This is a genomic window from Streptococcus mitis, from assembly GCF_009496285.1.
Lineage (GTDB): Bacteria > Bacillota > Bacilli > Lactobacillales > Streptococcaceae > Streptococcus > Streptococcus mitis_BP.
In genome coordinates this window covers 1-24,958 of record NZ_WIJK01000021.1, presented here as the reverse complement: position 1 = coordinate 24,958, position 24,958 = coordinate 1, and the positions used below count along the sequence as shown (strand labels likewise).

General features: G+C 39.4%; 28 protein-coding genes. 2 read left to right on the top strand and 26 right to left on the bottom strand.

Annotated features, from left to right (window positions below; translation table 11 throughout):
• Positions 1-5: 5 nt before the first annotated feature.
• The 3 genes from GEZ89_RS07415 to GEZ89_RS07405 all read right to left on the bottom strand — a co-directional run bounded on the left by GEZ89_RS07415 (position 6) and on the right by GEZ89_RS07405 (position 5,017).
• Positions 6-1,100: a cystathionine gamma-synthase gene (locus tag GEZ89_RS07415; RefSeq protein WP_075232191.1), complete on the bottom strand. Its 1,095-nt coding sequence runs from the start codon at positions 1,098-1,100 to the stop codon at positions 6-8.
• Positions 1,101-1,245: 145 nt separating this feature from the next.
• The gene (locus GEZ89_RS07410) at positions 1,246-3,204 is read right to left on the bottom strand and encodes a peptide ABC transporter substrate-binding protein (RefSeq protein ID WP_075232192.1); all 1,959 of its coding nucleotides are present in this window, start codon (positions 3,202-3,204) and stop codon (positions 1,246-1,248) included.
• Between the two features lie 190 nt (positions 3,205-3,394).
• Positions 3,395-5,017: a putative polysaccharide biosynthesis protein gene (locus GEZ89_RS07405; protein ID WP_153225548.1), complete on the bottom strand. Its 1,623-nt coding sequence runs from the start codon at positions 5,015-5,017 to the stop codon at positions 3,395-3,397.
• A 105-nt stretch (positions 5,018-5,122) separates the two neighbouring features.
• On the opposite strand from GEZ89_RS07405, the gene GEZ89_RS07400 reads away from it, so the two are divergent.
• A complete protein-coding gene (locus GEZ89_RS07400; protein ID WP_153225547.1) occupies positions 5,123-6,568 on the top strand; it encodes a UDP-N-acetylmuramoyl-L-alanyl-D-glutamate--L-lysine ligase in 1,446 nt (481 codons plus the stop codon).
• Positions 6,569-6,601: 33 nt separating this feature from the next.
• Here the strand turns inward: GEZ89_RS07400 and GEZ89_RS07395 are convergent, their stop codons facing one another.
• From GEZ89_RS07395 to GEZ89_RS07285, 23 genes are all read right to left on the bottom strand, one after another.
• Complete coding sequence (locus GEZ89_RS07395; protein ID WP_153225546.1) at positions 6,602-7,252, bottom strand: DUF1803 domain-containing protein; 651 nt, start codon at positions 7,250-7,252, stop codon at positions 6,602-6,604.
• Positions 7,236-7,748 carry a YiiX/YebB-like N1pC/P60 family cysteine hydrolase gene (locus GEZ89_RS07390; RefSeq protein WP_153225545.1) on the bottom strand — a complete coding sequence of 171 codons (513 nt, stop codon included), beginning with the start codon at positions 7,746-7,748 and terminating at the stop codon, positions 7,236-7,238. The genes GEZ89_RS07395 and GEZ89_RS07390 overlap by 17 nt, the downstream gene beginning before the upstream one ends.
• Before the next feature lie 63 nt (positions 7,749-7,811).
• A complete protein-coding gene (locus GEZ89_RS07385) occupies positions 7,812-8,747 on the bottom strand; it encodes a manganese-dependent inorganic pyrophosphatase (protein ID WP_153225544.1) in 936 nt (311 codons plus the stop codon).
• Between the two features lie 84 nt (positions 8,748-8,831).
• Positions 8,832-9,116: a GIY-YIG nuclease family protein gene (locus GEZ89_RS07380; protein ID WP_153225543.1), complete on the bottom strand. Its 285-nt coding sequence runs from the start codon at positions 9,114-9,116 to the stop codon at positions 8,832-8,834.
• The gene (locus GEZ89_RS07375; protein ID WP_153225542.1) at positions 9,106-9,852 is read right to left on the bottom strand and encodes a tRNA1(Val) (adenine(37)-N6)-methyltransferase; all 747 of its coding nucleotides are present in this window, start codon (positions 9,850-9,852) and stop codon (positions 9,106-9,108) included. Before GEZ89_RS07375 ends, GEZ89_RS07380 begins: the two co-directional genes overlap by 11 nt.
• Positions 9,853-9,901: 49 nt before the next feature.
• A complete protein-coding gene (locus tag GEZ89_RS07370; RefSeq protein ID WP_000689622.1) occupies positions 9,902-10,264 on the bottom strand; it encodes a S1 RNA-binding domain-containing protein in 363 nt (120 codons plus the stop codon).
• 1 nt (position 10,265) lies between these two features.
• Entirely contained in the window at positions 10,266-11,666 is a 1,401-nt protein-coding gene (locus tag GEZ89_RS07365; protein ID WP_153225541.1) for a bifunctional Cof-type HAD-IIB family hydrolase/peptidylprolyl isomerase, read from the bottom strand.
• Between the two features lie 80 nt (positions 11,667-11,746).
• Positions 11,747-12,250, bottom strand: coding sequence for a GNAT family N-acetyltransferase (locus tag GEZ89_RS07360; RefSeq protein WP_153225540.1), 504 nt, complete (start codon positions 12,248-12,250; stop codon positions 11,747-11,749).
• 346 nt (positions 12,251-12,596) lie between these two features.
• A complete protein-coding gene (locus GEZ89_RS07355; protein ID WP_153225539.1) occupies positions 12,597-13,970 on the bottom strand; it encodes an IS1182 family transposase in 1,374 nt (457 codons plus the stop codon).
• Positions 13,971-14,088: 118 nt separating this feature from the next.
• Complete coding sequence (gene rpsR / locus GEZ89_RS07350) at positions 14,089-14,328, bottom strand: 30S ribosomal protein S18 (protein WP_000068664.1); 240 nt, start codon at positions 14,326-14,328, stop codon at positions 14,089-14,091.
• Between the two features lie 32 nt (positions 14,329-14,360).
• Entirely contained in the window at positions 14,361-14,831 is a 471-nt protein-coding gene (ssbA, locus tag GEZ89_RS07345) for a single-stranded DNA-binding protein SsbA (RefSeq protein WP_000609604.1), read from the bottom strand.
• 11 nt (positions 14,832-14,842) lie between these two features.
• Positions 14,843-15,133: a 30S ribosomal protein S6 gene (gene rpsF / locus GEZ89_RS07340; RefSeq protein ID WP_001151786.1), complete on the bottom strand. Its 291-nt coding sequence runs from the start codon at positions 15,131-15,133 to the stop codon at positions 14,843-14,845.
• Positions 15,134-15,261: 128 nt separating this feature from the next.
• Positions 15,262-15,918 (bottom strand): CBS domain-containing protein, encoded by a 657-nt coding sequence (locus GEZ89_RS07335; protein WP_000268637.1) that lies wholly within the window; start codon positions 15,916-15,918, stop codon positions 15,262-15,264.
• Between the two features lie 377 nt (positions 15,919-16,295).
• On the bottom strand, positions 16,296-17,006 hold the full coding sequence (locus tag GEZ89_RS07330) for an ABC transporter ATP-binding protein (protein WP_045763246.1): 711 nt from the start codon (positions 17,004-17,006) through the stop codon (positions 16,296-16,298).
• A complete protein-coding gene (locus GEZ89_RS07325; protein WP_049503117.1) occupies positions 17,006-17,770 on the bottom strand; it encodes an ABC transporter ATP-binding protein in 765 nt (254 codons plus the stop codon). Before GEZ89_RS07325 ends, GEZ89_RS07330 begins: the two co-directional genes overlap by 1 nt.
• Positions 17,770-18,726, bottom strand: coding sequence for a branched-chain amino acid ABC transporter permease (locus GEZ89_RS07320; protein ID WP_153225538.1), 957 nt, complete (start codon positions 18,724-18,726; stop codon positions 17,770-17,772). Before GEZ89_RS07320 ends, GEZ89_RS07325 begins: the two co-directional genes overlap by 1 nt.
• Positions 18,727-18,729: 3 nt before the next feature.
• Complete coding sequence (locus tag GEZ89_RS07315; protein WP_000941435.1) at positions 18,730-19,599, bottom strand: branched-chain amino acid ABC transporter permease; 870 nt, start codon at positions 19,597-19,599, stop codon at positions 18,730-18,732.
• Between the two features lie 114 nt (positions 19,600-19,713).
• The gene (locus tag GEZ89_RS07310) at positions 19,714-20,874 is read right to left on the bottom strand and encodes an ABC transporter substrate-binding protein (RefSeq protein WP_153225537.1); all 1,161 of its coding nucleotides are present in this window, start codon (positions 20,872-20,874) and stop codon (positions 19,714-19,716) included.
• Between the two features lie 86 nt (positions 20,875-20,960).
• On the bottom strand, positions 20,961-21,230 hold the full coding sequence (locus GEZ89_RS07305; protein ID WP_049509420.1) for a YlbG family protein: 270 nt from the start codon (positions 21,228-21,230) through the stop codon (positions 20,961-20,963).
• A gap of 75 nt (positions 21,231-21,305) precedes the next feature.
• Positions 21,306-21,896 (bottom strand): ATP-dependent Clp protease proteolytic subunit ClpP, encoded by a 591-nt coding sequence (gene clpP, locus GEZ89_RS07300; RefSeq protein WP_000613459.1) that lies wholly within the window; start codon positions 21,894-21,896, stop codon positions 21,306-21,308.
• Between the two features lie 172 nt (positions 21,897-22,068).
• Positions 22,069-22,698, bottom strand: coding sequence for a uracil phosphoribosyltransferase (gene upp / locus GEZ89_RS07295; RefSeq protein ID WP_000517029.1), 630 nt, complete (start codon positions 22,696-22,698; stop codon positions 22,069-22,071).
• Between the two features lie 87 nt (positions 22,699-22,785).
• Positions 22,786-23,253, bottom strand: a complete 468-nt coding sequence (locus GEZ89_RS07290; RefSeq protein WP_000136981.1) for a deoxycytidylate deaminase — start codon at positions 23,251-23,253, stop codon at positions 22,786-22,788.
• An 18-nt stretch (positions 23,254-23,271) separates the two neighbouring features.
• The gene (locus GEZ89_RS07285) at positions 23,272-23,829 is read right to left on the bottom strand and encodes a TetR/AcrR family transcriptional regulator (protein WP_000840874.1); all 558 of its coding nucleotides are present in this window, start codon (positions 23,827-23,829) and stop codon (positions 23,272-23,274) included.
• Positions 23,830-23,953: 124 nt separating this feature from the next.
• On the opposite strand from GEZ89_RS07285, the gene GEZ89_RS07280 reads away from it, so the two are divergent.
• Positions 23,954-24,799 (top strand): DegV family protein, encoded by an 846-nt coding sequence (locus GEZ89_RS07280; protein ID WP_153225536.1) that lies wholly within the window; start codon positions 23,954-23,956, stop codon positions 24,797-24,799.
• The last annotated feature ends 159 nt before the right edge of the window (positions 24,800-24,958 follow it).

Genomic DNA, 24,958 nt, shown 5'->3' with positions numbered 1-24,958 from the left:
TTTTATCATCCTTCCAAGGCTTGACGCAAGTCTTCAATCAAATCTCTAACATCCTCAATACCAATAGACAAGCGCAAGAGGTCATCTGTCAATCCATAAGAATGGCGAACCTCTGCAGGAATGTCTGCATGGGTTTGAGTAGTTGGGTAGGTAATCAGACTTTCTACCCCACCTAAACTTTCAGCAAAAGAAAATACTTTCAAAGTATTTAAGATATGAGGAATACGTTTCTCATCTGCTACTTTAAAGGAAATCATTCCCCCACGACCTGTATACAAGACTTCTTTGACAGCAGGTGATTGTTCCAAAAAGGCTACGATTTCTTGAGCATTAGCAGTCGAGCGCTCCATGCGAAGTGACAAGGTCTTAAGACCACGAATCAACTGATAGCTATCAAATGGTGACAAAACAGCCCCTGTCGTGTTGAGATTGTAAAAGAGTTTTTCGTATAGATCCGCACTATCTGTCACAACTACACCAGCTAAAACATCATTATGACCTGCAAGGTATTTTGTCGCTGAATGAAGGACAATATCTGCTCCATCTTCAATTGGACGTTGGTAAATCGGGCTATAGAAGGTATTGTCGACGACAACTTTAGCACCCTTAGCATGAGCTAATTTTGACAATTTTTCAATATCAAATTCCAACATCAAAGGGTTGGTTGGTGTTTCGATATAAAGTACATCCACATCCTTTTCTAGCTCGGCAATTAGCTCTTCTTCTGTGTTGGCATAGGTAAAGTGGAAACGTCCTTCTTGCTCCACTTGATTGAACCAGCGGAAAGAGCCACCGTAAAGGTCACGGACAGCTAAAACCTTGCTTCCTACTGGAAAAACGCTAAAGGCTAACACAATCGCAGACATACCTGAACTAGTTGCTAGAGCATAGTGGGCGGATTCAATAGCTGCCAAAACTTCCTCTGCCTTGCTACGAGTTGGGTTTTTGGTGCGGGTATAGTCAAATCCAGTTGATTGACCAAATTCTGGATGCTGATAGGTCGTTGAAAAGTGAATTGGTGTTACCAAAGCACCTGTCGCTTTATCTGACTTAATACCTGCTTGGGCTAAAATTGTGTTGATATGAAATGATTTGCTCATACTTTACCTCCAAATCTATAGTAACTATTGTACCACTTATTTTGGATCCTTCGTTTTCTTGTTTTCAAGAGCTAGTTATAGTTTCAAACTATACAAAAACGATAGCTTCCTGAGAAACTATCGTTTTTCCTGTTGAATAGACTGATTACTTAACGTGTTTAGCAAAATCTTCTTGGGCTTTTTTATTAGATTCTTCTTTTTCTTTCAGCCATTTTTGTCTAGCTTCTTCATACTCAGCTGTTGTGACAATCTTATCTTGCAATTTCACGTATTTGTAGGATTCAACACCCTTATTACCAGCTTGAGAGAAGGCGGCAGAGAATGGAACTGTTTTTCTCAATGTAGGTGTTCCACCTTTAGAAACGTTTGGAATTGCAAGGGCGCTATCAACGAGCCAAGCTTGAACTTCAGCATATTTTTCATAACGTTTCGCTGGTTCTTGCTCCTTGTTAGCATCTTCTAACATTTGAGTGTAAGTATCCAGACCAACTGCCTTAGCCTTGTCATTGACCTCACCTGGTTCTAGACCAATGTTTTGCAACATACCACCGTTATTGACATTTAGGATATCTAAATAGCTTGATGGATCCAAGTAGTCCGCACTCCAACCGCCATTATAGATATCAAAGTCTTTTTGAGCTGCAGTTTGAGCTAGGTAGCTAGAGTTGTCAAAGTCATCTGTTGATAGCTGTTGGATATCGATAACCACATTCTCAGCTCCTAGAACAGATTCGATGGATTGTTTCAAAGAGCTTGCTTCAAGTACACCTTTTTTAGCTGATTGGTCAACTGATACATCCAAGTGGATTGGGAATTGCACACCCTTAGCTTCCAATTCTTTCTTGGCTTCCGCAAATTTAGCCTTAGCTTTATCAGGATTGTAGTATGGGTCTTGTGCATCTGCAAAGTTGATTCCTTGCCATTCTTGGCCATAGTTGACCATCTTTTCTGAAACAACATCGCCAAAGTCTTTTCCGTTGATACTTACAAATGTTGGAGGTACAACTAGGTTACGAATAATCTTCGTTGCTCCGTCCTCCCCTTGAGATTGTGCTCCATAGGCTGTACGGTTGTATGCATAGTTGAAGGCTTGACGGAAGTTTTTATTCAGAACTGCTTCTTGAGTTGATTTCTTTTCGATATCTGAGGACTTAGACGTGAAGTTATAAGATTTTCTGTCCAAGTTGAAGTTCAAGTAATAAGAAGTTGCATTTTGCATACTATAGATGATGTTATCCTTGTTCTTCTCTTTAATTCCTTCAAAGCTTGAGCTATTTGGATAAAGACGTGCGTAGCTGTAGACTCCTTCTACAAAGTTACGAGCTAGTGCATCTTGGTCACTACCATCATAATAGGCCAATTTCACATCATCTACAAAGACATTTTTTTCATCCCAGTAGTTCGGATTTTTCTTGAATTCGATGACAGATTTTGAAACAAAGGATTTCATCAAGAAAGGTCCATTGTACAAAATGCTAGAAGGATCCACCTTACCAAAATCATCCCCTTTTGATTTCAGGAAGTCTGCATTGACAGGGAAGAGAATGGTTGATGTTGTTTTAGAATTCCAATAAGATTCTGGTCGTGTCAAAGTGTACTGAACTGTTTGGTCGTCAATCGCCTTAACACCGACAGTTGAAAAGTCAGTTGTTTTCCCCTTGATATAGTCATCCAAACCTGCTACAGAATCTTGAACCAGGTACAAAGCTTCGGATTTTTTATCAGCAGCATATTTCAAACCAGTTACAAAATCTTGGGCAGTTACTGGAGCATATTCTTCACCTTCAGAGGTATACCACTTAGCATCTTTACGAAGTTTATAAGTGTATGTCAAACCGTCCTGAGAAACAGTCCAATCCTCTGCTAAGGATGGAACGTAGTTACCATATTGATCATTTTCCATCAACCCATCTACCAAATTGGTAACGATGTCATTGGTTGTTGCACGGTTTTCTGCAAGATAGTTCAAACTAGACGGATCGCTAGAATAGACATAGTTGTATGTTTTAGTTGAACTAGCTGAGTTGCTACAAGCCGCCAATAGTAGACCGGCACTTAGGGCAAGGCCTGCCAGCGTCAGATATTTTGCCTTAGACTTTTTCATTTCCAGAACCTCCAAATTTAAATATTTGTATCATTATACAGCTATTGTTTTTTTTAGTCAAGCGATTATAGACATAAATTAATCTTTTTTCTACAATTTTTATTTTTTTCTCTCTTTTTTAAATAAAAAATGAACAATTTAAACTTTTTTAGAGTTGAAAGTTCAAATTGTTCATTTTATTTATAAACTATTATGATATTTTCAAGCGTTCTCGCAACTGGTCCGCTTTTGCCTGTCCAATAACCTTATCCAAGAGACGAGTATAGAGACACATGACTCCGTAGAGACCACCACCGATTGTTCCGATTAGAAGAACGTAAAGGAAACTCCAGAAACGACCTGATGGTTGGAAGACAAAGCCAATCATCCATTGTAAGAATCCTACGAGGATAAACATAACTAGAGTCAAAATAGTGACTAAAATTGTTCTCTTCAAGATAAGCTTACGACGAGCACCTGTAACCTGACAGATATCACGATACATCAAGACATTCGGGATAATGAGACCGATGGTCGTTGAAATGAGAGGACCATAACTATGGAAAATCGCTATTGATGGTAATTGTAAAACAATCTTAGCAATTGAGCCATAAACAAAATACAAGACTGCTTTACGGTTACGGAACATAGCTTGAAGCATAGGGGACAAGACCATGTACAAACCAAGAATGGTTGACTGTAAAACTGCAAAGACAAACAAGCCCATAGCCAAACTATCTGGCTTACCGTAAAAGACTGTATAGAGAGGTTCTCCAACCATGACTACTCCAACAGTTGCTGGAAGTAAGAATAAGAAGAGCATGGTGATACTATCTTGCACCAACCGAGCAGCTGCCTGCAAATCACCCTTAACATAGTTCTCAGTTAAAAGTGGTAATCCTACACTACCGATCGAAACTCCAACCGAAATCAAAATCATAGTAATTTTATTAGGATTGGCAGAGAAATAAGAAAACATGACAATTAAGTCTTCATTACTATAGTTGGTAAACCACTTCATGCTATTGATAAAGGTATTTTGGTCCAAGATTTGGAAAAGCTGAATAGCCGAACCAGTCAAGATAAAAGGAATAGCTTCCTTAATGGTATCAATCAAGAGACCTTTACTATCAATCTTATCTCGAGTTTCAAAAACTTTTTGAAGCATTCCTTCTTTGTATAGGAAATAGATCAAGACTGCAAAACTAGCTACCATTCCCACAAAGGCCGCAAAGGTAGACTGGGTAACTGCTGATAGATAATCTTTTGAACCCAGCTTCATGATGATAAAGGTTGCTAAGAGCATCCAGATAACACGAATGACCTGTTCAGCGATTTGGCTCATAGCGTAAGGCTTAAGATTATTCATCCCTTGGAAAAATCCACGAATTACACTCATGGATGGGAAAATCAAGACCGCCCAAGCTAGACTCTGCATAATGGGGATGAGCTCCTTACCGACACCCGAAAGGTCTGCTAACCACGGAGCAAAGAGATACAGGATTAAAGCAAAGACCACACCAAGTCCTGTCATAAAGCCTAAGAAGCTTCGAATCAGGGCAAAACTATGTTCTTCCTCATGCATGGTATTGTATTTAGCGACCTGCTTAGCGACCGCCACTGGGATACCTGCTGTTGAAATCAGTAAGAACCAAGCGTAGATATTGTAGCCCATAGTGAAGAGTCCATTGGCCTTAGCAGCATAAGTCCCCATCCAGATATACCAAGGGATGATGTAAATGGCTCCGAGCAGGCGACTGATAAAGTTACTAGCTGTAAGCCAAGCAGTCCCTCGTAACATCTGGGCCTGCTGATGATTGTTTTCGTTAGACATAACTTCCTCATTCATTTTTAATCACTAGGAAAAGTTCCTTATCTTCCATTATAAACTTTTCCTTGTTACTTGTAAAATTCAGACTTAAGGTTTACAATAGAAAGTATGATAAAGATAGAAACTATATTAGATATTTTAAAAACTGATGGTCTCTTCCGTGAGATTATCAACCAAGGACATTACTGCTATAACTACAGTAATGTCGTTTTTGACACAATCTGCTATGACAGTCGAAAAGCTCAAGGAAATTCTCTCTTCTTCGTGAAAGGAGCTGCTTTTAAGAAGGAATTTCTTCTTTCGGCAATCTCACAAGGACTCGGTTGGTATGTGGCTGAGCAAGACTATGAAGTAGATATTCCTGTTATTATCGTAAGCGATATTAAGAAGGCTATGAGTTTGATTGCCATGGAATTTTATGGCAACCCGCAGGATAAACTAAAACTCCTTGCTTTCACTGGTACTAAAGGAAAAACAACAGCAGCTTACTTCGCCTACAATATCTTAAATCAGCAACATCGTCCAGCTATGTTATCAACCATGAACACTACCTTGGACGGTAAAACTTTCTTCAAGTCTGCTCTGACAACTCCTGAAAGTATCGACCTTTTTGACATGATGGCCCAGGCTGTTGATAATGGTAGAACCCACCTCATCATGGAAGTATCCAGTCAAGCCTACTTGGTCAAGCGAGTCTACGGTCTAACCTTCGATGTAGGTGTGTTCCTCAACATCAGCCCTGACCATATTGGTCCTATTGAGCATCCAACCTTTGAAGACTACTTCTACCACAAGCGTCTCTTGATGAAAAATAGCCGAGCAGTTGTCATTAATAGCGATATGGACCACTTCTCTGTTCTAAAAGAACAAGTTGAGAACCAAGAGCATGACTTCTACGGTAGCCAGTCAAATAACCAGATCGAAAACTCCAAAGCCTTTAGCTTCTCAGCTACTGGTAAATTAGCAGGAGACTATGATATCCAGTTGATTGGACATTTCAACCAAGAAAATGCAGTCGCTGCTGGACTTGCCTGTCTTCGTTTAGGTGCTAGTCTTGAAGATATCAAAAAAGGGATTGCGTCTACTCGTGTCCCTGGTCGTATGGAAGTTCTCACTCAGAAAAATGGCGCAAAAGTGTTCATCGACTACGCCCACAATGGTGACAGTCTTAAAAAACTAATCTCTGTGGTTGAAACACATCAGAATGGAAAGATTGCTCTAGTTCTTGGTTCTACTGGAAACAAGGGAGAAAGCCGTCGCAAGGACTTTGGACTTCTCCTCAATCAACATCCTGAAATTCAAGTCTTTCTAACGGCTGATGATCCAAACTACGAAGATCCGATGGCCATTGCAGATGAAATCAGTAGCTACATCAGCCATCCCGTTGAAAAGATTGTCGATCGCGAGCAAGCTATCAAGGCCGCTATGTCTATTACGAGCCAAGCTGAAGATGCCGTCATTATCGCCGGTAAAGGAGCTGATTGCTACCAAATCGTCCAAGGCAAGAAGGAAGACTACCCTGGAGATGCAGTTATCGCAGAACGTTATCTATAAGAACTTAAAGAAGACTAGGAAATTTCCTAGCCTTTATTTTTTTATAAATATGAGTCTTTCTTTATCAAATTCTACAGCTAACTGGTATTTCCCATCTTCATTTTGAACAATGTAGCCCAATAAGACTAAACTGTCCACAAAGATATCAGGCCGTTTCTGCATGAGCTGGTCTTTTTTGAGGAACTTGAGCAAAAAGGTTGTCATATACTTGAGGGCATACTCAGGATTGACATCCCCTAAAATTTCATACAGTCTCTGCTGTTCTTCTGTTAGCGGATACTGATGTTTGACCTTATAAAAATAATTAGATAGTGTCATCTTTTCCCTTGCAAAATCCGTACACTCTTCTATGATTGCTGCATTGGTTTGATTGCGTAATTCCGTCTGAAAATGTTTCCCCAGGATTTCTTGATAGATTGGACTATCATCTCTCACAAAGACTTCTTGGTCTAGTTCAAGAGAATCTGTAGATTCTAGAAATGGGAGATTGAGATAATAGCGTTTGTTTTCTCGAAGAATGAAACCAGCTTTAATGTATTCCTCCAAGTACTTGTCAACTGCAACCCCTGGAAACTGAGCCTTGATTTCACGGAGAATAACATCATCATGCTGATCAAGATAGTCAACCAAATCTCTAAAGAATGGTTGTCGTGTCAAGCGAGATGGATTAAAAATCTGAATCATGAAGATTCCTTTCTTTACAAACTAAAAGTGGTGATGCTGCTAATTGACTCGGGTTAGTACCAGGCTGATTCAGAGGTACAGGAAGCCCCAACTCTCGATAATATTCTCTCCAGAAATCACTAATTTCCTGTGTATCATCCCCAAACTTCATGGGAATGGTCTCAAAAATAGGGAGAATTTCTGCTACAAACTGGGAACAGTAATAACCATCTCCATCCGGGTAAAAAGTAGCATTGTAGGGCGAACCCAAAAGGCTCTCTGCCCGCTTTTTGACCTCTGTACAATCAATCTCCGCATAGCGATAAAGGTCATAGACTTTCTCAGCTTCAAAGAAATCTTCAGGAGATTGGGCAATGACTCCGCCTTCCGTAGTTGCATGATAGATGAAGCCGTCTAAAAAAATGGCCACATGGCTATAGTTGCCAGTAGATTCCTGGATGGCCTGTCCCATATCTGACAAATCCTTTACAAAAATCAAATCACCAGATTCTAACATGGTCTCCTCCTAGCAAAAAAGGAGCCGAGACTCCTTTTTAATAATGGGTTTCCCCATCAATCATTAAGCATTAAAGCTTTCAGTCAATTGTGGTACCACTTGTTTCTTACGTGAAACGGCACCTGGAAGGAAAGCATGATTGTTTTCAAGCTTGAAGTTGAAAGCTGCTTCTACCTTATCCATATTAGCACCAAGAGCCAAAATTTCTGAGTTTGAGTTGACGATATCTGTAATCATCAAGACAAAGTCTGAGTAACTATTTGCTACATTTGCGGCTTGGATGGCTGCTTCGATTTCAGCTTGGCGTTCCAAAACTTCAGCAATATCAACTGTATTGACTTGAGCCACACGAACGTTATTTCCGTTCAATTCAAAAGTCTTGGCATCGATGTCGATCAATTCTTCTGCTGATTTGCTTGCCAAGTTGGTACCTGCTTTGAGCATTGCAAGACCGTATTCTTCCAAGTTAACTCCAGCCAATTCAGCCAATTCAGGCGCAATCACCTTATCAGATGGGTGAGTTGTTGGAGATTTCAAAAGAAGGGTATCTGAAATCAAACCTGAAAGCATCAAACCTGCAATTTCTTTTGGAACAGCTACACCGTGTTCTTTGAACATACGGTATACGATAGAAGATGCTGATCCAACTGGCTCCAAACGCATGTAAAGTGGGCTTGCAGTTTCAAAGTTAGCTACACGGTGGTGGTCCACCACACCATAAACTTCTACTTCAGCGATATCTGAAACTGATTGTTGGAATTCATTGTGGTCAGTCAAGATAACTTGTTCTGCACCTTCTGCTTTAGCAGATGTGATAACGCGCGGTGCTTCAACACCAAAATAGTTCAATACGAAAGCTGTTTCTTCATTTGGAGTTCCAAGAGCCACCGCTTCTGTATCCAAACCATAAGCTTCTTTTGAAAGATAAGCAAAGGCTACAGATGAACCTATAGCATCTGAATCTGGATTTTGGTGACCAAATACTAGAATCTTAGACATGATAATACCTCGTTTCTTTATTCTCTTTATTGTAGCATTTTTTTCAATTTTTGACAAAAGTAAGAGGAGTCAAAGAACTCCCCTCTACTCTTCTAAATGACTGAGTAAATTTTTTTCTTGGTTTTCAGATAAAAATCTTTCCTTTTGCGCTCTCTTCTTACGTTTGAGAAGGGCCTCAGCCGACATGGCTTCTTCTTTACTATCAAAACCTTGAGCATAGATGAGTTTTACTGGCAACCGAGCTCGTGTGTACTTGGCTCCCTTACCACTATTGTGAACGGCGATTCTTTTTTTGACATCCGTTGTATAACCAGTATAGTAGGAACCATCCCGACACTCAACTACATACATATAAGCTTTATGATCCATAATAGATTTCTTGAATTTCTGGAGTATAGGAACCATCATCATTATGAACAATGAGTGGTGGCAGAACCTTAAAACCACTAGTGGAGCCGTCCTTAATAGCCTCGATCAAAAGCATATTGGCTTCCTTCTCCCGTTTAGGGTAGACAAATTGCAGACGCTTTGGAGCTAAATTGTGTTGTTGAAGCATGTCTAAAATATCTAACAATCGATCAGGGCGATGGACCATGGCTAAACGCCCATTGGATTTGAGTATACTTTGGGCACTACGACAAATTTCTTTTAGATTAGTCGTAATTTCGTGCCGAGCTAACAAGTAGTGCTCACTCTCGTTCAGATTAGAATTTGGGTCCACCTTAAAATAGGGAGGATTGCACAAAATCAAATCAACCTTACTCCCCTGAATATAAGTAGGCATATTCTTCAAATCATCACAAATAACCTGTATCTGCTCTTCCAAGCTATTTAAACGGACTGATCGTTCAGCCATATCTGCCAGGCGTTCCTGGATTTCAACAGACAGAATTTTCGCCTTGGTCCGGCTACTGGCAAAAAGTCCAACAGCCCCATTCCCAGCACAAAAATCCACTATCAAGCCATTTTTAGGAAAACGAGGAAAGCGTGACAAAAGTACACTATCCACCGAATAGCTGAAAACCTCTCTATTTTGAATAATCTTGATATCTGTAGAAAAGAGTTGATTGATTCTCTCTCCTGATTTTAATAATTCTTCTACCATACTTCTATTATAACAAACTATATTAACATTTCAAGAGAGAAAAAATCAATTAAGACTTTTTCTTATTTAGATTAGAAATAGCTTCCTTGGTCCAGATAGGCATCATGCGAGCCAAAGGAGCAAAGCCGTATTTGACACGGTCACTTGAAAAACGTCTCCGTCTCGGTAACTGATGTTTCTCTTCTTCCAAAGTCCGAATAGAAAGACTTGCTTTACCTGTATATTCGTCCAAATCGACAACCTGAACTTGAACTTCTTCACCGATTTTCAGTACATCATAGATATTCTCAATAAATCCTGTACGAATTTCAGAAATGTGAATCAAACCTGTGATACCAGTCTCTAGCTCCACAAAGGCTCCATAAGACTGAATCCCTGTAATTCGCCCTGTTAGCTTATCACCTATTTTCATCTTAGTCCTCGATTTCAATCGTTTCGATAACGACATCTTCAACTGGCTTGTCCATTGCACCTGTTTCTACACCTGCAATTACATCCAGAACTTCATAAGAAGCTTCATCTGCAAGCTGTCCAAAAACTGTGTGACGACGATCAAGGTGAGGAGTTCCACCTTGTTCCGCATAAATTTCTGCAATTGGTTCTGGCCAACCACCACGAGCAATTTCTTTCTTAGAGTATGGCAAGTGTTGATTTTGCACGATAAAGAACTGGCTACCGTTTGTATTTGGTCCAGCATTAGCCATAGAAAGGGCTCCGCGGATATTGTAAAGTTCTTCTGAAAACTCGTCCTCAAATGACTCACCATAGATTGATTCGCCACCCATACCAGTACCAGTTGGATCTCCACCTTGAATCATAAAGTCTTTGATAATACGGTGGAAAATGACACCGTCATAGTAACCGTCTTTAGACAAAGCGATAAAGTTGGCTACTGTTTTTGGTGCATGTTCAGGGAAAAGCTTAATACGCATATCTCCATGATTTGTTTTAATAGTCGCAATCGGACCTTCTACTGCTTCGATGTCTACTTGTGGAAACTGTAATTCTTTTTCTACCATACCAAATCCTTCTAAGGCATCAAAAATGCCATCTTCTTCTAATGTTTTTGTAATATAATCTGCTTTTTCTTTGATTTTTTCATGAGAATTTCCCATGGCAATGCTAATACCTGCATAATCAAAGAGCTCTAAATCGTTAAGACCGTCTCCAAAGACCATGACGTTATCAGGTTTAAGACCTAAATGTTCTACAACTTTTGCTACACCAGCTGCTTTTGAACCTGAAATTGGTACAACATCTGACGAATGTTCATGCCAGCGTACCATACGCAAAGTCGATGCTAAACTTTCAGGCAAAGTCAGGTCATCTCCCTGATCCTCAAAAGTCCACATCTGATAGATGTCTTCTTTTTCATAAAAATCAGGATCAACATCCAAGTCAGGATAAATTGGATCAATGGCCTCACTAATCAACTCAGTTCTAGTGGAGAGTTTAGCAGTATTACTACCAACTAAACCATAGTCAATCCCTACTTCCTTAGTCCAAGCAATATAGCTTTCAACCTTATCTTTAGCGATTTTGTTACTATAAATGACATTGCCCTTTTTATCCTCAATATAGGCACCATTCAAGGTCACAAAAAAGTCAGGTTTTAGCTCGCGAATCTCTGGCACGACACCGAAAATACCACGACCAGTCGCAATCCCAGTCAAAATACCCTTTTCACGCAATTGTTTAAAAACAGTTGGAATTGAGGTTGGGATAAAACCAGTCTTTGAGTTTCTCAACGTATCATCAATATCAAAAAAAATAACCTTTATCTTTTTTGCCTTATATCTTAATTTCGCATCCATCACCTTTCCTCCTTCAATTCACTCTTTCCATTATACCATAAAGTAGAGAAATCCCACATCCCCAATAAAATCCTTGTCTCTTATCCGAATTCCTTTACTAGATACAAAACCAAATCATCATTATTTTGGCTAGTTGCATTCATTCCCAAGGGTTGATTTCGATACCAGACACCTGAACCATCTGGAATGTAGCCCCTTCTGATATACAATCTCTGGGCAGGTCCATAGCCTGAGTGCAAACCTACACCAAGAGTGACCTTACTCGAAACAAACTTGACTCGTTTTTCTGCTTCTTCTAGCAGTTGATTCCCAATCCCTTGATTTCGAAAAGGCTCAAACACATTAAAATCTGATAATTCTGGATAGACTTCTGCAAAAGGACCATGTTTAGCAGAGGGCAAAATGGTAACGTAGCCCGCTACAGCACCATCAATCTCTGCAACTAAGACTTCTCTCTCCCCACTTTCCTGTTCCAGAAAATATCTAGCCAAAATATCCTCTCTACCAGGCCAACCTTGATTCATAAATCCATGAGATAAGGATTCAATATCAGACTTAATCATATTTCTAATCGTACAATTCATCTTTGACTTACCCACCTTTACTCTTTCTATTACCATTAGAGCACGCCAAGGTCAGAAAAAAACTATCTCGTGAAAAAAGACCCAAACGGGTTTTAAATCGCTTTCTTGTTTTCAAGCTCATGAAAAAGAGGACCACCCGGACCCAAACTCGCTCTCTCATTTCAAAAATCGTGAAAAAAAGACCAAAACGGGTCTGAAAAAGAGGTCCAACCGGACCTCAACTCGCTTTCCTATTTCCATGCTCGTGAAAAAAAGACCCGTAAGGGTCTCAGAACGAAGACAAACGTCATTTTTGGCGTTTGTCTTTTTCTCTTTTCAAAAATAGTTTGTCTCATCATCTACTAATCTATCCGAAAATCTGAATTTGAGAAAAATAAAAAGGGATATTCCCTATCCATTTCACTAATTTTTTGATATTTAAACACGCCAAAGTAAGCCCAACCTGATCCTCCATTTTGGACTTTCCTTTCTCTCTAGTGTATCTCAAATTATGGTATTCCTTAGCCGTTCCAAAGAGTCGTTCAATTGTTTCTTTGCGCTTTTTATAGAGCTCTTTCATTTCTCTTTGGTGACGAATCTCCTCACAAAATTCAAGGGCATCTTTCCAGACATGTCTTGTTACTACTTTTTGAAAATTCTTGCTTTGGGTACAAACGGATAATAAGGGACAGTTAACACATACTTTGGGATTACTCTTATACTCACGGTAGCCTTCTCGAGTGGTAGTGCGATAGCTTAACACTTGATTCTCTGGACAGACATAACAGTCATAACTTGCATCATAAACAAAATTACTAGGCCTTAAGTTCCCCTTTACTCCTTTTGGACGAGTATAAGGGAAGACAGGAATGATGTTTCGCTCTAATAAATAATGGGCAATAGCTGGTGTCTTGTAACCTGAATCCGCAATAATATAGTGGGGTGAGAATGGCTCTAACTTTGAAAATAGGGCAGGGAAAGCCTGACTATCATGAACATTTCCTGCTTCAACCGTATAAGCTAAGGCCCATCCATGCTTATCGCAAGCAACTTGAGCAGAATAGGCAAATACTTCCTTATGTTCACCCTTGTGAAACCAACCACACTCGGGATCCGTCGTTGAGATTTTCTTTTCTTTAGCCTCACTTTCTTTTGCGGGCTTTAAGGACTTTTTTTCGTGTTTTTTCCTATCTAAATCAATCTCAACTGCCAATTGTTCACTCATAAATTTAGCTTGTTGCTCTACCATTTCCTTACGATACTTGTGACTATTAGCCGCTGCTTTGATATGGGTACCATCCACAAATATTTCAGAAGGATCAATTAAACCTGCATACAAAGCTTGGTTGAGAACCTGTGAAAAAATCTCAGAAATGAGTTCTTTATCTTGAAAACGACGACTGTAATTTTTCCCATAGGTAGTAAAATGAGGAACCTTATCATCTAAAGTTAGTCCGAGAAACCAACGATAGGCCACGTTTACTTCAATCTCTTTCATGGTTTGGCGCATAGAACGGATACCATAAAAACATTTAATCAAAGGAATTTTGACTAACATGACGGGATCAAGACTAGGACGACCATTATTTGGACTATAGGTATCTTCTACCAAGTCATAGATAAAGTCAAAGTCAACCTTGGAATCTACTTGTCGAAGAAAGTGATCTTTTGGGACCAATTCGTCTATTGTATAGAAGCCATATTGGCGACGATTATAATCAGGTTTTTCTTTGTGAAACATAGGGAACACCTCACAACTCTTCTTACCTCTATTATACGACTTTACACAAAGAAAAGCCCTTAGAAACTTGACTTCCAAGGACTTTGTCTTCAATCTGAGACCCGTAAGGGTCTTTTCTTTAATCTTCGTTTACGAAAGGCATCAAAGCCATTACGCGAGCGCGTTTGATAGCTGTTGTTACTTTACGTTGGTTTTTAGCTGAAGTTCCTGTTACACGACGAGGAAGGATTTTCCCACGTTCTGAAACGAAACGGCTAAGAAGCTCAGTATCTTTGTAATCAACATATTCAATTTTGTTTGCTGCGATGTAATCAACTTTTTTACGGCGTTTGAATCCGCCACGACGTTGTTGAGCCATGTTTTTTTCTCCTTTATAGTATTAATTGTCCATTAGAATGGTAAATCATCATCTGAAATATCCAAAGGATTCGTTGTTCCGAATGGATTTTCATCACGTGAAAAGTCAGGTACTGATTGAGTAGGTGCTGAATAATTTGAACTTGGTGCTGAATAAGCTCCACCAGTATGTCCTTCACGCACACTACGGCTTTCCAACATTTGGAAATTCTCAGCCACGACTTCCGTCACGTAGACACGTTGTCCTTGCTGGTTATCGTAACTACGAGTCTGAATACGACCTGTCACCCCGATAAGTGAGCCTTTTTTAGCCCAATTAGCAAGATTCTCAGCCTGTTGGCGCCACATAACGACATTGATAAAATCAGCCTCACGTTCGCCATTTTGACTCTTAAATGTACGGTTTACTGCAAGAGTAAAAGTCGCAACTGCTACATTTGATGGGGTATAACGCAACTCAGCGTCACGAGTCATACGCCCTACAAGTACAACATTGTTAATCATAATCTACCTTCTTACGCGTCAGTTTTGACGATCATGTGACGAAGAATGTCAGCGTTGATTTTTGAAAGACGGTCAAACTCTTTAAGAGCTGCATCATCGTTTGCTTCAACGTTAACGATGTGGTAAAGTCCTTCGCGGAAATCTTGGATTTCGTATGCAAGACGACGTTTTTCCCATGTTTTTGATTCAACAACAGTTGCACCGTTGTCAGTCAAGATAGAGTCAAAACGTGCTACCAAAGCGTTTTTCGCTTCTTCTTCAATGTTTGGACGAATGATATAAAGAATTTCGTATTTAGCCATTGATATGTTCCTCCTTTTGGTCTAATGACCCCAAGACATTGCAAGGGGTAAGTGAGGTTTGCTCACAATAAATTATTATACTAGAAAAAAATTTTTTTAGCAAGTAAAAACTGCTTCTATTTTATTTTTTACAGTTTTTTTGCTAAAGTTTGTGTAATTTCTTCAACCTGAATATTCTCAGATTCAAATTTCTGTTTAAAGGTAGCTAGATCAACCGTTCCCTCAATTTGAACTTCGATAACAATCTTACCATCTTTACGTGGAATATTAACAGTATGAGAAATATTTAGATTTTCCTCAACGATTAAAGAAACAATCTTACCAAGTACCCCAACTTCATTTTCTGTGATAAAACGAACACGGATTCCCTCTTCGCCATAACCAGAAATTTCAAGAAATGCTCTGAATACATCACGGTCAGTAATGACACCATAGACTTGCCCATTATCAATAACTGGCAAGATGCCAATCTTATTTTTCAGCATAAGGTAGGTTGCATCTTCCAAACTTGCATAACCTGAGACAGTTACAACATCACGAATCATGACGTCTTTGACTTTTGTTTTATTGAGCAAGTAATTCATCTCGAAGATTGAAAGACTCGTTGCTTTTGATGGACTGGCTTCAGCAATTGTTCCTTCTGTTACTAGACCAACTAATTTATCATTTTCAATAACAGGAAGACGATGCAAACCTTGTTCGCGCATCAAATCTGCTGCATGTGCTACAGTCGTATCTGGGCTAATATATACGACCTTTCGTGTCATAAAATCTTTAACTGCCATAGGAACTCTCCTTTATGTTTATAGCTTTATTATACACTTTTTACGAAAATCAATCAAACGCTTTCATCTCTTTTTCAAGATTCTGAAAACTCTGAAATACTATAAAAAGAGCCCTAGATTAGAGCCCTCAATCTTATGATTATGTATTTTGTTTGGTAATCTTTCCCGCAGACTAAGACAATCTTTATCTACCGACTAAAACAATCCGCTGGATTTGATGATTGCCAAGCAATCTCTATCCGCCGGATAAAAAGGTCCCACGGACTAATATGGATTGCTTTGCAATCTTTATTCGCAACCTAAACTAGTCTCCCAGACTAGATGTGAATTGCTGCCGCAATTTTTATCTGCCGACTAAAACAATCCACTGGATTGTTTTAGCCACCTAGATATGCTTTTCTGACTTCGTCTGACGCTGCGAGTTCTTTTCCTGTTCCTGATAGGACAATCTTTCCTGTTTCAAGAACATAGCCTCGATCTGCGATGGCTAGTGCTTTATTGGCATTTTGCTCGATCAAAAGAACAGTTGTACCTTGTTTTTGAATATCTTGAATGATATCAAAAATTTCTTGGATGAAAATTGGTGCAAGCCCCATTGAAGGTTCATCTAACAAAAGAAGTTTAGGCGTTGACATAAGCGCGCGTCCCATAGCAAGCATCTGCTGTTCTCCTCCCGAAAGGGTAGCTGCATCTTGGTTTTTACGTTCTTCCAGACGAGGGAAACGTGAAAAGACTTTCTTCAAATTTGCTTGATTCTCTTCACGATTTTTCTTAAGAAAGGCTCCCATCTCCAAGTTTTCCATAACTGTCAAACCAGGGAAGACGTGACGTCCTTCTGGTACTTGAGAGAGTCCTGATGCCACAATTTTTTGTGCAGGCATCTTTTGGATTTCTTGTCCCAAAAATTCAATTTTACCAGAACTTGGACGAACAAGTCCTGACAAGGTACGAAGGATGGTTGTTTTACCAGCTCCGTTGGCACCGATAAGGGAAACAACTTCTCCTTCGTTTACTTCAAAGCTCACATCACGTACAGCTTGAATCATACCGTAGTGTACTGAGAGGTTTTCAACTTTTAACATAGACATTAGGCTTCACCTCCTAGATAAGCTTCGATAACACGTTTATTACTCTTGATTTCATCTGGTGTTCCATGAGCAATCAAACGACCGTACTCAAGAACATAGATACGCTCAGTAACTTCCATAACCAAGTTCATATCATGTTCAATCAGCATAATAGTAATATTGAATTCATCCTTGATGCGACGAATCAACTCAGTCAATTCTGCAGTTTCTTGTGGATTCATACCTGCTGCAGGCTCATCCAAGAAAAGGATTTTAGGTTCTGTAGCAAGAGCACGAACAATTTCCAAACGACGTTGTTGACCATAGGCTAAATTTTTAGCTAGAGTTTCAGCATCTCCATCCAAATCAAAGATTTTTAGTAATTCTAAGGCTTTAGCTTTCAATTCTTTTTCATTCTTATAAAAAGCTGGTAAGCGCAAGAAACTTGCAAAAACATGTTGTTTATGATGATTACTAAATGCAATCAGAACGTTATCCAAAACTGTCAAGTCCTTAAAAAGGCGGATATTTTGGAAGGTACGCCCTAAACCAAGAGAAGCGATTTTATAGGGTTGCTTGCCATTTAACAAGTGACCATCCAAGGTTACTGTCCCTTCGCTTGGTTCATAAACACCTGTCAACAAGTTGAAGAGGGTTGTTTTCCCAGCACCATTCGGTCCAATCAAACCAACAAGTTCACCTTCGTTCAATTCGAGAGTGACGTCCCCAACGGCTGTCAGACCACCAAAATGTTTGGTTAAATTTTTTACTTCAAGTAATGCCATTAGTTTTGTCCCTCCTTCTTACCTTTTTTAAAGAGACGTGATAGGCTCAATTCCCATGTCCCAAGAAGACCACCTGGTCTGAAGATCATAACGAGTACTAAGGCCAAAGCATAGATAATCATACGAACGCTGGCCACGTCTTGAAGGAGCATGTTCAAGATTCCAAGAACAATCGCCGCAACAATTGCCCCTGTAATGGATCCTAAACCACCAAATACAACGATAATCAATACATTGATAGAGTTGATGAACGTATAATCTTTTGGTACGACTGATCCGATAAATCCTGACTGAAGACTACCAGCGATACTTGCAGTAACAGCACCAAAAACAAAAGCGATGATTTTAATTTTTGTAGTATTTACCCCTACTGACTCAGCAGCAATCTCATCTTCACGAACAGATAAAGTCAAACGCCCGATAGGACTACGAAGGAAATTGAGAGTAGCAATCGTTGTAATCACAGCAAAGAAATATACCATTTGCCAAGTTGTAAAGTTAGGAATCCCCAAAATACCAGCAGCACCGTTTGTAAGGCTTCCACCATTAATAATGAAGATACGAATAATTTCAGCAACACCAAGTGTCGCAACCGCAAGATAATCCCCTTTCAAACGTAGGGTAGGAATTCCAACGACCAAGGCAACCAGACCAGCAATGATAGCACCGAGCAACATAGCTCCAAAGAATGCACCATAAGTTGGAGATTTTGATCCGATAATGGCTGCTGCATAGGCACCAATAGCCATAAATCCAGCATGTCCAAGTGAAAACTGACCAGAGAACCCAACGATAAGGTTAAGACCTACTGCTAGAATAATGTTGATACCGATTTGTTCAATAATCTGAATATGGAAAAGGTTCAAGACTCCTACAGAAACCAATAGGCTAATCAAAGCATATCCAAGCAACAAAAGGAATAACCATAGAATATTAACTTTTAAATTTTCTTTCATTGTTTACACCTTCTCTTTCACATTCTTACCGAGGATACCAGCTGGGCGAACAATCAAGATTAAGAGCAAGATTCCATACACGATGGCATCACGGAAATCTGACATTCCAAAGGCGGTAGCAAATGTCTCCAAAAGACCAATAACAAAGCCACCCAGAGCTGCACCAGGGATAATTCCGATACCACCAAGAACGGCAGCCACGAATGATTTTATACCCGGAGTCATTCCCATCAATGGTTCAAGAGAGTTATAGTAAAGCGCAATCAAGACACCCGCTGCACCAGCTAGAGCTGAACCCAATGCAAAGGTGAAACTGATTGTACGGTTCACGTTAATCCCCATAAGCTGAGCAGCATCACTATCTACAGAAACAGCACGCATAGCTTTCCCCATCTTGGTTTTTTGTACGATGAGTTGTAGAAGAACCATCAAAACAAGTGAGACAGTCAAAATCAACAATTGAATATTTGTTAGACTGATTGGTCCCAAGTCATAACGCACTGTTTGGATTGCTTGAGGGAAGGCACGTGTATTGGCGCCTACCAGATAGACCATCCCATACTCCAGTAAGAAGGAAACCCCGATGGCTGTAATCAATACAGAAATACGAGTTGAATGACGTAATGGACGATAAGCAAGAAACTCAATGATAACACCGAGAATTGCCGTTCCGATCATCGATAAGATCAAGGCAACAAAGAAATTTAATTGCAAGGAATTAATCAAGAAATAACCCATGAAAGCACCCATCATATAAATATCACCGTGGGCAAAGTTAATGAGCTTGATAATTCCATAAACCATAGTATAACCTAGGGCTAGCAGCGCATAGACACTCCCCAAGATTAGACCATTGACAAGTTGTTGAAGCATATGGTTCACTCTTTCTAAGTTTTATTTTTAGGATTTTTATAAAAAAATAATCCTTTCATAAACACCGAAACAGGGAGTGAGTAAAAGCTCATTCCCCATTTCCTGTATCTATAATTATGGTTTTACGACTTCTGCCGCTTCTACTTTACCATTATTCATGGTCATCATGAAGGCTGTTTTCACAGTGTTGTGATCTGCATCAAAGCTTGTTTGACCTGTAACACCTTCAAAGTTTTGTGTTTTAGCAAGATTGTTCTTGATATCAACTGAAGTTTTCGCACCTTTTGCTGCGTTAGCTACAAGGTAAACTGAGTCATAAGCAAGAGCTGCAAATGTTGAAGGATCTTCGTTGTATTTTGCACGGTAAGCTTCAAGGAAGGCTTTTGCTTTATCTGATACATCAACAGTAGTTGAGAATCCTGAGATGAAGTAGATATTTGATGCGCGTTCGGCTGTTGCTTGTTGAACAAACTCTGCACCGTTGAATCCATCACCACCAATGATTGGTTTATCAATTCCCATACCACGAGCTTGGTTTACAATCTTACCAGCTTCTGTGTAGTAACCTGGCAATACGATTGCATCAAAGTCTTTATCTTTGATTTTTGTCAAAGCTGCTTGGAAGTCAGTGTCACCTGATACAAACGTTTCATCTGCTACGATTTCGCCTGAGAATGAATCACGGAATGATTTTGCAATTCCTTTAGCGTAGTCGCTTGAGTTATCAGTATACAAGACAACTTTCTTAGCGTTCAACTTGTTTGTAACATAGTTAGAAATAATTTTCCCTTGGAAGCTATCTTGGAATGTTCCGATGAAAAGGAAATCTTGACCTTTTGTCAAACCATCTTGAGTAGCACTTGGAGAAATCAATGGAACCCCAGCTTGTGTAGCATTTGCTACTGCTGCTGCAGTTGCACCTGAAGTTGCAGGTCCTACGATTGCTGCTACTTTAGATTGAGTAACAAGGTTTGTTGAAACTGAAGCAGCTTCAGCAGTTTCAGATTTGTTATCTTTGTCTACTACTTCGATTTGTTTTCCATCGATACCACCTGCTGCGTTGATTTCATCAACTGCAAGTTGAGCACCCTTTTGCTCAGATGTACCGTAAGATGCTACAGCACCAGTTTCTTCAAAGTTGAAACCGATTTTAACAACTTTCTCATCCACTGGGTTACCAGTTGAATTTGAAGCTCCTGTCTTCACTTCTCCACAAGCTGCTAAAACAGCTACACTTGCAAGAGCTACAAGTGATAAGGCAAATTTTTTCTTCATATTTTTGTCTCCTTATTTCTTAAATAAATAGCATGTTAAGAATATACCGAATTATCTGAAAATTGTCAACACATTTATCTTAATTTTTACATGATAACGTTTTCGCTATTTCTATAGAGACTACCAACAAAGGGAGTTTCCAATTCTTGGATATGACATCGTCGCACTTTTTTGATAAATCTCTCTTTTCCTAAACGGCTAACCAGTTCTTCCACTTCTTCTGTTGGGACATACAGTTGCAGATAACGGTGTTTTTTAGAGTGGTAACAAATATCACCATAATTATCGAGTTTTTTTGCATCACGATTATAGTATAGGTAGATAATTAGACCAGACCGATTCTCTTTTTGAAACATATTACAACTTCCTTCTAACAATCTTCTTACTATTATATCAAAAAAAGCAAACTCAGTCGAGTTTGCTTCAAAAGATTAATTCAAAGAATTATTAGCCATGATTTCATCAATGAAACCATATTCAAGTGTTTCTTGAGCGCTCATCCAGTAATCACGTTCAGCATCTGCATGGATTTGCTCAACTGATTTACCAGAATTATCTGCAAGAATTTGCTCCAAAGTCTTACGAGTTTTAAGCAAGTGTTCAGCAGCAATAGCCATATCGGTTTGCTGTGTACCACCACCTGTACCACCCATCGGTTGGTGAATCATGTATTCTGCATTCGGAAGCATGAAACGTTTGCCCTTTGCTCCACTTGAGGCAATAATTGTTCCCATTGAAGCAGCCATCCCCATAACAATGGTTTGGACATCTGCCTTGATAAAGTTCATAGTATCAACGATTGCCAAACCAGCTGATACAGAACCACCTGGAGTATTCACATAAAGGTAAATATCTTTTGTACTATCTTGGGCATCCAAGAAAAGCAATTGGGCGATAACTGAGTTGGCCATATTGTCTTCGACTGGTCCAGTCAACATGATGATACGATCTTTTAAAAGACGTGAGTAAATGTCATATGAACGTTCTCCACGACTTGTTTGTTCAATAACTACAGGAATCATTCAGTTCTCCTTCTGATTTCAATTTTTCTTAGTCAAACGACTCAATACAGGTCTATTATATCTTTTTGGTCAAAAAAGGTCAAATCTTTGCTCTATCCTAAAAACAGACACAAAAATTCAACCTCCTTTCGAGACTAAAACCAATGAACAGTTTTAGTTTATGCTTAGAATCTTATTTAGTACCGAACAAGCGGTCTCCTGCGTCACCAAGACCTGGAACGATATAGCCATGTTCGTTCAAACGTTCATCCAAAGCTGCTGTAAAGATTTCTACATCTGGGTGAGCTTCTTGAAGAGCTTTTACACCTTCTGGAGCAGATACAAGGCAGACAAATTTGATGTTTGATGCTCCACGTTTTTTGAGGGAATCAACAGCCAAGATTGCAGAACCACCTGTTGCAAGCATAGGGTCAACCACAAAAATTTGACGTTGGTCGATATCTTCAGGTAATTTTACCAAGTATTCTACTGGTTGAAGAGTTTCTTCGTCACGGTACATACCAATATGTCCAACTTTGGCTGCTGGAACCAAGCTCAATAGCCCATCGACCATCCCAATACCTGCACGCAAGATTGGAACAATTGCCAATTTTTTACCAGCCAATTGTTTTTGAACTGTTTTTGTGATAGGTGTTTCGATTTCAACGTCTTCAAGCGGAAGATCACGAAGTACTTCATATCCCATCAACATAGCAATTTCATCTACTAACTCACGAAAAGCTTTTGTAGAAGTGTCTGTACGACGCAAGATTGACAATTTGTGTTGAATGAGTGGATGATTAATGACTTCAAGTTTTCCCATTTTCTGAATTCCTTCTTTCAATTTATTCTTCTTATTATATCAAAAAATGGTTTAAAAATCCTTCTAAACCATCTTTTTTTTTAATTTTTAAATCAAGTTAGCTTCTTGAAGAGCTGCTTGTACTGTCTCAAGTGGTAAATGGGTCAACTCGGTCCCTTTTTCACGATAGAGATACTGGGCGTAGTCGTCCATACGGTACTGGTTAATATAAACGACACGCTCACATCCTACCTGAAGCAATTGCTTGGTGCAGTTGAGACAAGGAAAATGAGTAACGTAAGCTGTAAATCCTTTTGGAACGCCACGTTCGGCTCCTTGTAAAATAGCATTAACCTCAGCATGAAGAGTGCGGACACAGTGGCCCTCAATCACCAAACAGTCATGGTCAATACAATGCTCCGTTCCTGATACAGAGCCATTATAACCTGTTGAAATAACCTTATTATCCTTGACTAAAACAGCTCCTACCTTGGCGCGTTTACAGGTTGAACGATTGGCAATCAATAAGGCTTGAGCAGCAAAATACTCATCCCAAGCCAGTCTTTTTTCTGTCATAACTTCTCTCCTTCTGATCTATTTTTTGAAAAATGGTAGGCGTAAATCTGCGATTTTTTCAGCAGGAACCTTCATTCCATCCTTGATCCATTTAAGCAAAACTGATACGATGGCAGAACTCCAAAAAGAATGCAGGTAAGAGCTGACTCCTTTTGATTTTCCATAGTATTTTTCTAAAAACTCTTGCATGGCTTGCACAAAGATTTTTTCCAAGTGGTAGTCCAAGGCAAGCTGAATAACCTTGGCTTCTTTTCTGGCTTCACGAAAGAGATGAACCCAAACCAGATAGAGATCTGTTTTGACATCATAATGACTGAGCTGCTCCATGATATTATGGACACTGCGTTTAAAGACGCTTTCTAAAATCTCTTCTTTGGAGTCATAGTTTCGATAAAAGGCGGCACGAGAAACACCAGCTCGTTTTACCAATTCGGAAATGCTAATCTTTGTCAACTCCTTTTTCTCCAAAAGTTGCAAAAGAGCTGTTTCGATAGCTTCTCTGGTCAGTAAATTGGATTCTTTGTTTGATTTTCTGAGATTTTCAAGTGAATTTTCAGAAATTCTTCGTTCGGCCATAACACTTCCTTTCTACTTGTGACAACAGAGTGACGAGACTTTTGTTTTAAGATTTTTCATGATATAATTGTAAAAAAAGACAGAACCTTTGTCAATGTATAAGTGATAAAGATGGAGAATTTCTATGACTTGGAAGATTGTAGCTGACTCTGGTTGTGATTATCGTCAACTGGCAAATCCAGCAATTGATACTGAATTCATCAGTGTTCCCTTAACCATTCAAGTAGCTGATCAAGTCTTTATTGACGATGCTAGTCTTGATATTGACAAAATGATGGAAACCATGTATGCAACTTCTGAAGCTTCAAAATCAGCTTGTCCTAGCCCTGATGATTACTTGCGAGCATTCGAAGGTGCAAACCATATTTTTGTAGTGACCATTACCGGAACTCTTTCTGGTAGTCAAAACAGCGCTCAATTAGCTAAGAATCTCTATCTCGAAGAACATCCTGATACTCAGATTCATGTCATTGATAGTTTATCTGCTGGTGGGGAAGTTGATCTAATCGTAGAGAAAATCAATGATTTGATTGACCAAGGACTTTCTTTTGAAGAAGTGGTTAAAGCTATTACTGCCTACCAAGAAAAAACTAAGTTACTATTCGTCCTCGCTAAGGTTGATAACCTCGTTAAGAATGGTCGCTTGAGTAAGCTAATCGGTACAGTTGTTGGGCTCCTTAATATTCGTATGGTCGGGGAAGCAAGTGAAACTGGAACCTTGGAACTCCTCCAAAAAGCCCGTGGTGCTAAGAAGTCCCTCCAAGCTGCTTATGAAGAGTTAATCAAGGCTGGTTACGCTGGTGGGCGTATCGTCATGGCTCACCGCAGTAATGATAAATTCTGCCAACAACTCTCAGAACTCTTACGTGAAAAATTCCCACAGGCTGAAATCAAGATTATCCAAACCTCTGGACTCTGCAGTTTTTATGCAGAAGAAGGTGGACTCCTCATGGGATATGAAATTGACTAATAAATCAAACAAGAGATGACTTATCATCTCTTGTCAGATTGAAGACAAAGTCCTTGGAAGTCAAGTTTCTAAGGGCTTTTCTTTGTGTAAAGTCGTATAATAGAGGTAAGAAGAGTTGTGAGGTAATCCCTATGTTTCACAAAGAAAAACCTGATTATA

What these genes read in the sequence shown, in the direction of transcription:
- GEZ89_RS07330 (WP_045763246.1), bottom strand. Translation starts at nt 17,006, where the DNA reads ATGTCTATGTTAAAAGTTGAAAACCTCTCAGTACACTACGGTATGATT.
- GEZ89_RS07280 (WP_153225536.1), top strand. Translation starts at nt 23,954, where the DNA reads ATGACTTGGAAGATTGTAGCTGACTCTGGTTGTGATTATCGTCAACTG.
- GEZ89_RS07415 (WP_075232191.1), bottom strand. Translation starts at nt 1,100, where the DNA reads ATGAGCAAATCATTTCATATCAACACAATTTTAGCCCAAGCAGGTATT.
- upp (WP_000517029.1), bottom strand. Translation starts at nt 22,698, where the DNA reads ATGGGAAAACTTGAAGTCATTAATCATCCACTCATTCAACACAAATTG.
- GEZ89_RS07390 (WP_153225545.1), bottom strand. Translation starts at nt 7,748, where the DNA reads ATGTTAGAATCTGGTGATTTGATTTTTGTAAAGGATTTGTCAGATATG.
- GEZ89_RS07400 (WP_153225547.1), top strand. Translation starts at nt 5,123, where the DNA reads ATGATAAAGATAGAAACTATATTAGATATTTTAAAAACTGATGGTCTC.
- GEZ89_RS07395 (WP_153225546.1), bottom strand. Translation starts at nt 7,252, where the DNA reads ATGATTCAGATTTTTAATCCATCTCGCTTGACACGACAACCATTCTTT.
- GEZ89_RS07360 (WP_153225540.1), bottom strand. Translation starts at nt 12,250, where the DNA reads ATGAATTGTACGATTAGAAATATGATTAAGTCTGATATTGAATCCTTA.
- GEZ89_RS07375 (WP_153225542.1), bottom strand. Translation starts at nt 9,852, where the DNA reads ATGGTAGAAGAATTATTAAAATCAGGAGAGAGAATCAATCAACTCTTT.
- GEZ89_RS07365 (WP_153225541.1), bottom strand. Translation starts at nt 11,666, where the DNA reads ATGGATGCGAAATTAAGATATAAGGCAAAAAAGATAAAGGTTATTTTT.
- GEZ89_RS07285 (WP_000840874.1), bottom strand. Translation starts at nt 23,829, where the DNA reads ATGGCCGAACGAAGAATTTCTGAAAATTCACTTGAAAATCTCAGAAAA.
- GEZ89_RS07310 (WP_153225537.1), bottom strand. Translation starts at nt 20,874, where the DNA reads ATGAAGAAAAAATTTGCCTTATCACTTGTAGCTCTTGCAAGTGTAGCT.
- GEZ89_RS07320 (WP_153225538.1), bottom strand. Translation starts at nt 18,726, where the DNA reads ATGAAAGAAAATTTAAAAGTTAATATTCTATGGTTATTCCTTTTGTTG.
- clpP (WP_000613459.1), bottom strand. Translation starts at nt 21,896, where the DNA reads ATGATTCCTGTAGTTATTGAACAAACAAGTCGTGGAGAACGTTCATAT.
- GEZ89_RS07370 (WP_000689622.1), bottom strand. Translation starts at nt 10,264, where the DNA reads ATGAAAATAGGTGATAAGCTAACAGGGCGAATTACAGGGATTCAGTCT.
- rpsF (WP_001151786.1), bottom strand. Translation starts at nt 15,133, where the DNA reads ATGGCTAAATACGAAATTCTTTATATCATTCGTCCAAACATTGAAGAA.
- GEZ89_RS07315 (WP_000941435.1), bottom strand. Translation starts at nt 19,599, where the DNA reads ATGCTTCAACAACTTGTCAATGGTCTAATCTTGGGGAGTGTCTATGCG.
- GEZ89_RS07290 (WP_000136981.1), bottom strand. Translation starts at nt 23,253, where the DNA reads ATGACAGAAAAAAGACTGGCTTGGGATGAGTATTTTGCTGCTCAAGCC.
- GEZ89_RS07335 (WP_000268637.1), bottom strand. Translation starts at nt 15,918, where the DNA reads ATGGCAGTTAAAGATTTTATGACACGAAAGGTCGTATATATTAGCCCA.
- GEZ89_RS07385 (WP_153225544.1), bottom strand. Translation starts at nt 8,747, where the DNA reads ATGTCTAAGATTCTAGTATTTGGTCACCAAAATCCAGATTCAGATGCT.
- GEZ89_RS07355 (WP_153225539.1), bottom strand. Translation starts at nt 13,970, where the DNA reads ATGTTTCACAAAGAAAAACCTGATTATAATCGTCGCCAATATGGCTTC.
- GEZ89_RS07305 (WP_049509420.1), bottom strand. Translation starts at nt 21,230, where the DNA reads ATGTTTCAAAAAGAGAATCGGTCTGGTCTAATTATCTACCTATACTAT.
- GEZ89_RS07380 (WP_153225543.1), bottom strand. Translation starts at nt 9,116, where the DNA reads ATGGATCATAAAGCTTATATGTATGTAGTTGAGTGTCGGGATGGTTCC.
- ssbA (WP_000609604.1), bottom strand. Translation starts at nt 14,831, where the DNA reads ATGATTAACAATGTTGTACTTGTAGGGCGTATGACTCGTGACGCTGAG.
- GEZ89_RS07325 (WP_049503117.1), bottom strand. Translation starts at nt 17,770, where the DNA reads ATGGCATTACTTGAAGTAAAAAATTTAACCAAACATTTTGGTGGTCTG.
- GEZ89_RS07410 (WP_075232192.1), bottom strand. Translation starts at nt 3,204, where the DNA reads ATGAAAAAGTCTAAGGCAAAATATCTGACGCTGGCAGGCCTTGCCCTA.
- GEZ89_RS07405 (WP_153225548.1), bottom strand. Translation starts at nt 5,017, where the DNA reads ATGTCTAACGAAAACAATCATCAGCAGGCCCAGATGTTACGAGGGACT.
- rpsR (WP_000068664.1), bottom strand. Translation starts at nt 14,328, where the DNA reads ATGGCTCAACAACGTCGTGGCGGATTCAAACGCCGTAAAAAAGTTGAT.